This window comes from Pseudomonas sp. MD195_PC81_125, assembly GCF_014060985.1.
GTDB classification, from domain to species: domain Bacteria; phylum Pseudomonadota; class Gammaproteobacteria; order Pseudomonadales; family Pseudomonadaceae; genus Aquipseudomonas; species Aquipseudomonas parakoreensis.
Genome location: NZ_JABULD010000594.1, coordinates 1 through 3441, shown reverse-complemented (window position 1 = coordinate 3441; position 3441 = coordinate 1). Strand labels below are relative to the sequence as shown.

Here is a 3441-nt window from a genome sequence, read left to right as displayed (position 1 = left end):
CTCATCCAGTACGACCCCGTTCAGCACACGTTGCCCGATTCGTTGATGTTCGAAGAGTCGGCACCGCGGACCGACGACATGGAGCGCAATGTAGCGGTCGAGACCATGGTCGGTCGGGTGCTCAAGCGTGACGGCTTTGCCCTCGATCAACTGACTGCGCGGCTCAACGTGTTGCTGGGCAAGAATTTCGACAACCAGCACAACCCGCTCGGGCCGACGATGCTCTGCGAGTTTTTTCTGCAAGCCGGGCGCAACCTGGGGGTGGAGATCAAGGTCAAGCTGATCTTGCTCAAACTGTTCGAACGCTACGTGCTGGCCGACACCGAGCCGTTGTACGCCGAAGCCAATCAATTGCTGGTCGCCACTGGCGTGCTGCCCGAGTTGAAACCGGCACCTGCGCGTCGCGCGGTCGAGCGTGCGGCAGCGAGCATCAGCAGCGAAGAAAGCGACGAGCCGGCTCCCGCCGACGAAGGCGTACAGGAAGTTTTCGCCGCGTTGCAGGAGTTGCTCCTGCACGTGCGCGGCAGCGTCGCGCCGACCCTGGAGCCGAGCGTCGCGACGCAACCGATCAGTACCCGCGATCTGCTGCGCCTGCTCTCGCATCTTCAGCAATACGTACCGGCGCTGGCGGCGCAGGATGACTTCGACCTGCGCAACCAGCTCGAACAGTTGCTGACGCGGGTCAGCGTCAGGAGCGGCAAATCGCGCATCGTCGACGGTGCGGATGAAGACGTGATCAACCTGATCGCGATGGTCTTCGACTGCATTCTCGAAGACCCTAACCTGCCGGATTCGCTCAAGGCGTTGATCGCCCGTTTGCAGATTCCGATGCTCAAAGTGGCGGTGCTCGACAAAAGCTTCTTCAGCCGCGGCAGCCACCCGGCGCGACGCCTGCTCAATGAAATCGCCGATGCCGCCATGGGCTGGGGCGATTGCAGCGGCGAGGCGCGTGACAGCCTGTATCTGCGCATCGAACAAGTGGTGCAGCGCCTGCTCACCGAGTTCGTTGACGACCCGGCGATCTTCTCCGAATTGCTCGCAGACTTCCTCGCCTTCACCAGCGATGAGCGGCGGCGCAGCGAATTGCTTGAGCAGCGTTTGCGCGATGCCGAGGAGGGGCGAGCGAAAACCGAGTTGGCCCGGCAGCGGGTCGAGCAGGTGTTGAATCTGGCGCTGCTGGGGAAAGTCCTGCCGCCTTCGGTGGTAATGTTCGTGCGTGATGCGTGGAGCAAAGTACTGCTGCTGACGTGCCTCAAGCATGGCGACCAGTCGGCTGAATGGCAGGCCGATGTCCAGACCATGGAACAATTGATCTGGAGCGTGCAGCGTCATGACGAGGCGGACGCCGGTCTGCGATTGCTGGCGCTGGTGCCCGGTTTGCTCAAATCATTGCGTGATGGCCTGAGCAGTTCGGCGTTCGATCCGTTCGCCACCAGCGAATTTTTCAGCGAGCTGGAAGCGCTGCATGTGCGGGTGCTTGAGCCCTCAACCGAGCCGTCAACCGATGCGCCGGCGCTGGTTGAAGTGTCGCAGCACATTACCCTGCGCAGCGCCGATGAGGGCGCGGTCGGGCTGAATGCCAGCGGCCTGGCGCATGACGATCCCGGCCTGCGTCAGGTGGAGCAACTGCGTCTGGGCAGTTGGGTCGCCTTCCAGGAAGACGACGAGCACAGCCTGCGCTGCAAGCTCGCGGCGGTCATCGAAGCCACCGGCAAATACGTGTTTGTCGATCGTACCGGGATGAAAGTGCTGGAGCGCAGCCGCATCGACCTGGCCCTTGAATTCCGCCGGGGCGCGGTGCGGGCGCTGGATGACACCTTGCTGTTTGATCGGGCGCTGGAGTCGGTGCTCGGCAATCTGCGGCGCCTCAATCGCGGCAAGTGATCGCGCGCCGGGGGCCGATCACGGCATACTGGGCGCCAACACAGTCGGCGTTGAAGGAATCGGTATGCAGTTGGATCCCGCTAGCGGGTGGTGTCACGGGGTGCAGGTCTGCCCATCGCCCAACTTCAATGAACGCCCTGCGGGCGAAATCTCCCTGTTGGTGATCCACAACATCAGCCTGCCGCCGGCGCAGTTCGCCACCGGCAAGGTGCAGGAATTTTTCCAGAACCGTCTGGATGTCACCGAGCATCCCTATTTTGCTGGGATTGCCGACTTGCGCGTCTCGGCGCATTTTCTGATCGAACGTGACGGCAGCGTCACCCAGTTTGTCTCCTGTCTGGAGCGGGCGTGGCATGCGGGCGTGTCGAAGTTCGAAGGCCGGGAAACCTGTAACGATTTTTCCGTGGGCATCGAGCTCGAAGGCACCGATGATCTGCCCTTTACCGATGCGCAGTATCAGGCGCTGATCACGCTGACGCGTCAGCTGCAAACCGCATTTCCGGCCATCACCGGCGCCCGTATCTGCGGGCACAGCGACATCGCACCCGGGCGCAAGACCGATCCTGGCCCGGCATTCGACTGGGCGCGTTACCGCGCAGCCCTGGCACAAGAGGAAGGACAATGAGTTTTCTGGTGTTACTGCTGGCGGTCTGGATCGAGAAGTTCTCGGCCTTGCGCCATCGGGTTCAACGCGATGGCGGATGGATCCGCGAGCTGCACAAACTCGAAAGCAGCCCACGATTGTCGAATCGACCGTGGCTGGTGCTGACCATTCTGGTGTTGCTGCCGGTGGCGCTGCTTGCCTTGTTGCTGGTGGTACTGGAACCCGTCGCTTACGGCTTGCTGGCGCTGCCGGTGCATTTGCTGGTGGTGATTTATGCGCTGGGGCGCGGTGATCTGCTCGGAGGACTCGGGCCGTTCCGTGACGCCTGGCGGCGTGAAGACCTGCAAGCGGCCGCGCATGTGGCCAAGCGTGATCTGGACATCTGCGCCGACAGCGGCGAGCAGTTGCTGGATAGGGTCCAGGGGCATCTGTTATGGGAGGCCTATCAGAGCTTCTTCGCGGTGATTTTCTGGTACTTCGTGCTCGGTCCTGTGGCGGCGCTGGCTTATCGCTTGCTGGCATTGGCGGAAGAAAACAGCCAGAACCCGGCGCTCGCCGAACGTGCCGCCCAGTTACGTCACGCCTTTGACTGGTTGCCGGTGCGCCTGCTGGCTGCCAGCCTTGCACTGGTTGGCAACTTCGTCGCGGTCAGCCGGGTGATGTTGCACGAGCTGTTGAACTGGAACATCAGCGCCGCGCATCTGATCAACAAGGTCGGTCTGGCAGCAGGCGAGATCCCGCCGCCGGTGGTCGGCCCTGAAGGCATCAACACCCTCGATTGCCTGTGGGAACTGCTGCTGCGCGCGGCAGTGCTGTGGTATGCCGGGTTTGCCTTGTGGACAGTCTTGATTCACTGATACTCGCCCGTGAGATTCATTGTGGTGAGGGGATTTATCCCCGATGGGGCGCGCAGCGGCCCCAATATCTTAATGGGGCTGCTGCGCAGCCCATCG

Annotated in this window: 3 protein-coding genes; all 3 read left to right on the top strand. The window is 62.2% G+C overall.

The window, feature by feature from the left end:
- Positions 1-1884 (top strand): DUF1631 domain-containing protein (locus tag HT737_RS24195; protein WP_182404153.1); only part of this gene is annotated, 1884 nt, incomplete at its 5' end.
- Positions 1885-1948: 64 nt separating this feature from the next.
- Positions 1949-2509 (top strand): 1,6-anhydro-N-acetylmuramyl-L-alanine amidase AmpD, encoded by a 561-nt coding sequence (ampD, locus tag HT737_RS24190; RefSeq protein ID WP_047291187.1) that lies wholly within the window; start codon positions 1949-1951, stop codon positions 2507-2509.
- Positions 2506-3345 (top strand): regulatory signaling modulator protein AmpE, encoded by an 840-nt coding sequence (gene ampE / locus HT737_RS24185; RefSeq protein ID WP_182404152.1) that lies wholly within the window; start codon positions 2506-2508, stop codon positions 3343-3345. Before ampD ends, ampE begins: the two co-directional genes overlap by 4 nt.
- Positions 3346-3441 lie beyond the last annotated feature (96 nt).

Bases quoted from the DNA above. Each gene is read 5' to 3' on its own strand.
- ampD (WP_047291187.1), top strand. From the start codon at position 1,949: ATGCAGTTGGATCCCGCTAGCGGGTGGTGTCACGGGGTGCAGGTCTGC.
- ampE (WP_182404152.1), top strand. From the start codon at position 2,506: ATGAGTTTTCTGGTGTTACTGCTGGCGGTCTGGATCGAGAAGTTCTCG.